3 protein-coding genes are annotated in these 5,797 nt (G+C 72.5%); all 3 read left to right on the forward strand.

Going from position 1 to position 5,797, the window contains the following annotated elements; all coding sequences use genetic code 11:
• Window positions 1-128 precede the first annotated feature (128 nt).
• The gene (locus tag AB1460_RS35310; protein ID WP_368966746.1) at window positions 129-1,439 is read left to right on the forward strand and encodes a PrgI family protein; all 1,311 of its coding nucleotides are present in this window, start codon (window positions 129-131) and stop codon (window positions 1,437-1,439) included.
• Window positions 1,439-3,328 carry a VirB4 family type IV secretion system protein gene (locus AB1460_RS35315; protein WP_368966747.1) on the forward strand — a complete coding sequence of 630 codons (1,890 nt, stop codon included), beginning with the start codon at window positions 1,439-1,441 and terminating at the stop codon, window positions 3,326-3,328. The genes AB1460_RS35310 and AB1460_RS35315 overlap by 1 nt, the downstream gene beginning before the upstream one ends.
• Before the next feature lie 19 nt (window positions 3,329-3,347).
• Window positions 3,348-5,797, forward strand: a 2,450-nt coding sequence (locus AB1460_RS35320) for a type IV secretory system conjugative DNA transfer family protein (protein ID WP_368966748.1), incomplete at its 3' end; no start/stop codon positions are given.

A 5,797-nucleotide genomic window follows, 5' to 3' on the forward strand; every position in this document is an offset into this window, starting at 1 on the left:
TTTTTTTCATGAACATCGCACACCTCAGCTACTACACTAGGTCGTTCGTCGGATGGTTAGGATGTGTATAAGAGACATGCCCCAACGCCGCGCTTCGTCGCACCGCCACCTCCTGGAGGTCCGCGACCGTGACACATCCCGTCCTCATCCCCGCAGATGTTGACCGCGAAGATCGGATCATGGCGGGCCTGACCGCCCGGCAGGTCCTGATCCTCACGTTGACCGCGATCGTGCTCTACCTCGTCTGGGCTGCCACCCGCACCCTGCTGCCGCTGCCGGTGTTCGCCGTGCTGGCGGTGCCGGTCGCCGCGGTCGCCGCCCTGGTCGTCCTCGGTCAGCGTGACGGACTGTCTCTGGATCGCCTGCTTGTCGCCGCCGTTCGTCAACGGACCAGCCCCCGGCACCGCATCAACGCCCCCGAGGGCGTGACCCCCCCACCGCCCTGGCTCGCCGCCCGCGCCACCAGCAGGTCCGGTGAACGGCGGGCGGCCAACACGCCGACCGCGGCACCGCTGCGGCTACCAGCCCGCACCGTCACCGGGCAGGCCGGCGTCGGGGTGATCGATCTCGGACCGGACGGGCTGGCGGTGGTCGCGGTCGCCTCCACGATCAACTTTGGGCTGCGCACACCAGGTGAGCAGGACTCCCTCGTCGCCGTGTTCGCCCGCTACCTACACAGCCTGACAGCCCCGGTGCAGATCCTCGTGCGGGCCATGCCCGCCGACCTGACCGCCCAGATCCACCAGCTCGACGCCGCCGCCGACCAGCTCCCCCACCCCGCGCTGGCACACGCCGTCCGTGAGCACGCGGCCTACCTGAGCCAGCTCGCGGTCGAGATGGAGCTGCTGACCCGCCAGGTACTGCTGGTCCTGCGCGAACCGCTCGTCACCACCGGCCCGGTCGACGGGCTCGGTGGCGCCTCCCCGTTGGCCGCGCTGACCGGCCGGCGGGCAGCAGCCCGCGACGCCCGCCGCGCCGGTGCAGCAAGCCGCCGCGCCGCGCACACCCGGCTCACCCGCCGCCTCGCCGAAGCCACCAATCTGCTGGCACCAGCGGGAATCGTGATCACGCCGCTGGACGCCGGTACGGCGACCAGCGTGCTGGCCGCGGCCTGCAACCCGGCCGGCCTGGTGCCACCGGCCGCGCTCGCCGCCCCCGACGAGGTCATCACCGCCGACGTCCCCGAGCCCGCCGGCGGCTACCCGGCCTACCAGCCCGCCCCCGAGGGCGGCGGCTTCCTGGACGACGACGGGTTCGACGACCCGAACGCGCAGGGCCCCGGCTATGGCGACCAGTACGACGACGCCGACGGGGACGGCCCGCTCGACACCGACGACCCGGACTTCTGGGACCTCCCCGCCCCACGCCCGCCCGCCGGACGCGTGAACGGCGGCTCCTGGCGGCCAGCACGACACACCGCGCGGAGGGGACACGCCTGATGAACAGACGAGCTCGACGTCGGGCCGCCGCACCGGCCCCCAGCCCGTCGACACGGCCGGTGGACGCCGCTGCGGCGGCGTTCGTCCCGGACTCGCTGTCGATCGCGCCCCGCCATCTGGACGTGGGTGGAGACGTCCTGGCCACGATGGCGATTACCGGCTATCCGCGCGAGGTCCACGCGGGCTGGCTCGCCCCGCTGCTGACCTACCCGGGCCGGGTGGATGTCGCGGTGCATGTCGAGCCGATCGACCCGGTCACCGCGGCCAACCGGTTGCGCCGGCAGCTGTCGAAGCTGGAGTCCGGCCGCCAACTCGGCGACGAACGCGGCCGGCTGGTCGATCCGCAGGTCGAGGCGGCGACCGAGGACGCCTACGACCTGTCCGCCCGCGTCGCCCGCGGCGAAGGCAAGCTGTTCCGCCTCGGCCTCTACTTGACCGTCCACGCGTCCAGCGAAAGCGAGCTGGCCGACGAGGTCGCTGCGGTGCGGGCGTTGGCGGCCAGTCTGTTGCTGGACGCCAAGTCGGTCAGTTACCGGTCGCTGCAAGGCTGGGTGAGCACCCTTCCGCTGGGTCTGGATCAGGTGCGGATGCGCCGCACCTTCGATACTGCGGCTTTGAGTGCGGCGTTTCCGTTCACCAGTCCGGACCTGCCGCCCGCCGACCCGACCTCCCTGGCTCCGGCTGGGGTGCTCTATGGGCTCAACGTCGCCAGCAACGGGCTGGTGCACTGGGACCGGTTCGGTGATGTTGACAACCACAACTCGGTGATCCTCGGCCGCAGCGGCGCCGGCAAGTCGTACCTGGTCAAGCTGGAACTTCTGCGCAGTCTCTACCGGGGTATCGAGGTCCACGTCGTCGATCCGGAAGACGAGTACGCGCGGCTCGCCGCCGCGGTCGGCGGGACCTACCTGCATCTCGGCGGCGACGGGGTGCGGCTCAGCCCGTTCGACCTGCCGATCCAGACCACTCCCGACGGCCGGCGGACCGCGCCGCGCGACGCGCTGGTGCGCCGCAGCCTGTTCCTGCACACCGTCATCGCCGTGCTCGTCGGCCAGCTGACCGCGGCCGAACGCGCCGCCCTCGACACGGCGATCACCGCCACGTACCAGGCGGTGGGGATCAGTTCCGACCCGCGCAGCTGGGGCCGACCGGCACCGCTGCTGGCGGATCTCGCCACCACTCTCGCCCGCTCCGACGACCCCGCGGCGGTGGCGCTCGGTGCTCGCCTGCACCCCTACACGGCGGGGGCGTTCTCGGGTCTGTTCGACGGGCCGACCACTGGCAGCGGCGGCGGGCACCTGGTGGTCTACTCGCTGCGCGACCTGGCCGACGAACTGAAGCCCATCGGGACCCTGCTCGTCCTCGACGCGATCTGGCGACGGGTCTCCAACCCGGCCGACCGCCGGCCCCGCCTCGTGGTCGTCGACGAGGCATGGCTACTGATGCGCCAACCCGCGGGCGCGGACTTCCTGTACCGCATGGCCAAGAGCGCCCGCAAGTACTGGGCCGGGCTCACCGTCGCGACCCAGGACACCGCCGACGTGCTCGCGACCGACCTCGGCAAGGCGATCGTCGCCAACGCCGCCACTCAGATCTTGTTGAGGCAGGCACCGCAGGCGATCGACGAGATCACCGCTGTGTTCGACCTGTCCCAGGGCGAGCGGCAGTTCCTGCTCTCCGCCGACCGCGGTCAAGGACTCCTCGCAGCCGGGGCACAGCGAGTCGCGTTCCAGGCCCTCGCCTCGGACGTCGAGCACGCCCTGATCACGACGAACCCGGCCGAACTCGCCACTAACGCCCACGACGGTGACGACGACGGCTTCTTCGATCTCGCCGCGCCGGACGACCCGGTCGATCCCGACGGCCAGATCTACCTCGACGCCCCCTGACCGCCACCGCTGGAGACGCATGGAGATCGTAACTATGGACCTGCTCGCCGCGGCGGCTACCACGCCGTCGTCGCCGCTCACCACCTACCTGACCGACCCCGCCGGCTTCCTCCACCATCTGCGGGCGTGGGCACTGGTCTGGGGACCCGTCGCCGGCCCTCTGCTCGCCCTGACCGCCGCCGGCCTGCTCACCTTGCGCAGGCGGCTACGCCGCCGCTACCAGCAGCGGCTCACTGCCGGCGCCCGCCTCGTGACCGTGCTGGCCCCGCCCACCGTCGACCCGGCGGGCGCGGGCGCGCTGTGGGCAAACCTGCTCGGCCTGCTCCGACCCAGCTGGCGGCGTCTGGTCGGCCAGCCGCACCTGGTCTGGGAGTACCTGTTCGACGCCGACGGGGTCCGCATCCAGATCTGGGTCCCCGGCGTCGTCCCCGAGGGCTTCGTGGAGCGGGCCATCGAGGCCGCCTGGCCCGGCGCCCACACCCGCACCACCCCCGCCCGCGCGCCGCTGCCCGTCGTGGCCCGGCCCGGCCGGCGGCTACTGGCCGCCGGCGGGGAACTGCGCCTGGGCCGGGCGGAAGCGCTCCCGATCCGTACAGATCATGACGTCGACCCCGTCCGCGCGCTGCTCGCCGCCCCTGGCGGTCTGGCCCGTACCCAACGGGCGGTCGTGCAGATCCTGGCCCGCCCTGTCACGGGCCGCCGCGTCGCCAAAGCCCGCCGGTCGGCCCGCCGCGTGCGTGCTGGCGACTCGGCCACCCTGCTCGGCGACCTGCTCGACCTGCTCACCCCCCACACGGGCCGCAGCCGACGCACCCGTCGGACCCCCACACCGACGAAGGTCGACCACCAGACCTCCCTCGCGCTATCCGCGGAGGACCGCGCGATCGTCACGAAAGGCCGTGGCGCCCAGTTCGAGGTCCGCGTCCGCTACGCCGTCGTCGCCGTCCTCGACGAGCACGCCGACGAGGACACCGCCGCGCGGGTCGGCGGGCAGCTACGCGGCCGGGCACATGCGATCGCGTCGGCGTTCGCCGCCTACGGCGAGCACAACTACTTCCAGCGGGCCCGGCTCCGCCGCCCGCTGCCCGTCCTCGCCGCCCGCCACCTCGGCCACGGCAATCTGCTGTCGGTCGCCGAAGTGGGCGTGCTGGCCCACCTGCCGGTCGACGAGGCGACCCCCGGCCTACAACGCGCCGGGGCCAAGGCGGTCGCGCCGCCGCCCGGCGTCGCCGGAGTCGGGCCGAACATCCGCCCGCTCGGCCGTTCCGACGGCGGACAGGCCCGCCCGGTCGGCCTACGGGTCCCCGACGCCCGCCACCACCTGCACATCCTCGGCGCCACCGGCAGCGGCAAGTCCGAGCTGCTCGCCCGCATGACCTTGGACGACGTCGCCGCGCGCCGGGGCGTGGTCAACGTCGACCCGAAGGGCGACCAGATCATCGACATCCTCGCCCGCTACCCCCTCGACGCCCTCGACCGCCTCGTCCTGTTCGACGCCGAATCGTCGGGCCGGCCGCCATGCCTCAACCCGCTTGACCAGCCCGACCGGACACGCGCCGTCGACAACCTGGTCTCCATCTTCTCCCGGGTCTACCACGACTCCTGGGGCCCACGAACCGACGACATCTTCCGCGCCGGCCTGCTCACCCTCGCCGCGCAACCCGAGGTCCCCGTCCTGACCCAACTGCCCCGGCTCCTCACCGACGCCGCCTATCGGGACCGCTTGGTCGGCGAGGTCAACAAGGGTGACGGCAACGACATCCTGGCCGGTTTCTGGCAGTGGTACGAGGCGTTGTCCGAGCCGGCGCAGGCGCACGCCGTCGCCCCGCTGATGAACAAACTGCGTGGGTTCCTGCTACGGCCGTTCGTGCGGGCCGCGATCGCCGCCGGACCCTCCACCGTCGACATGGACGCCGTTCTCAACGACGGCGGGGTGTGCCTCGTCCGCATCGCGCAAGACGCCCTCGGGGTCGAGACCGCCGCGCTCATGGGATCGATCGTCGTGTCCGCGGTCTGGCAGGCCACCACCCGGCGCGCCCGGATGCCCCAGGGGAAACGGCCGGACGCCAGCCTGTTCTTGGACGAGGCCCACAATTTCCTGACCTTGCCCTACGCGCTGGAGGACATGCTCGCCGCCGCCCGTGGCTACCGGCTCGGGATCACGCTGGCGCATCAGAACCTCGCCCAGCTGCCCCGGCATCTGGAAGAGAGCATCGCCGCGAACGCCCGCAGCAAGATCTACTTCACGATGTCGCCGCTCGACGCGAAGCGCCTCGTCCGCCACGTCGAGCCCCGCCTGTCCGAACACGACCTGGCCAACCTCGGCCGCTTCCACGCCGCCACCCGCCTCGTCGTCGTCGGAGAAGAAGCCCCGGCCTTCACGCTGCGCACCGAAAAGCTGCCCGCCCCCGTACCCGGCCGCGCCGCGCAGATCCGCCGCGAGCTGCGCGGCGCGGCCGGGTACGGGGG

The sequence above is a fragment of the Parafrankia sp. FMc2 genome (assembly GCF_041008525.1).
Classification (GTDB): domain Bacteria; phylum Actinomycetota; class Actinomycetes; order Frankiales; family Frankiaceae; genus Parafrankia.